Here is a 279-nt window from a genome sequence, read left to right on the forward strand (position 1 = left end):
TGTTCTAATCCTTTTGCAATTTGCATTACTTCGCGGGGATTAATTTTGCGCAAAGGGATCTTACTTACTAATCTTTCTATATCTCCACATTGTTTAATCGACTGTGCTAAGGAACTGCGTAAATCAGTATGTAATATGGCATATTCAACGGTTTCCAATCGCTCATTGATACTTCGAATATCTTTGAGCGGAAAAGCCATCCATCTTTTTAGTAAGCGGGCACCCATGGCGCTTACTGTATGATCTATAGTATCTAATAAACTTTGCTGATCGCGTGCA

1 pseudogene is annotated in these 279 nt (G+C 38.7%); it reads right to left on the bottom strand.

Annotation, left to right across the window (positions count from 1 at the left end):
• Nucleotides 1-279, bottom strand: a pseudogene (locus CWC16_RS19420) (hypothetical protein); the annotation flags it as partial.

Source organism: Pseudoalteromonas sp. S3776 (assembly GCF_005886915.1).
GTDB lineage: Bacteria > Pseudomonadota > Gammaproteobacteria > Enterobacterales > Alteromonadaceae > Pseudoalteromonas.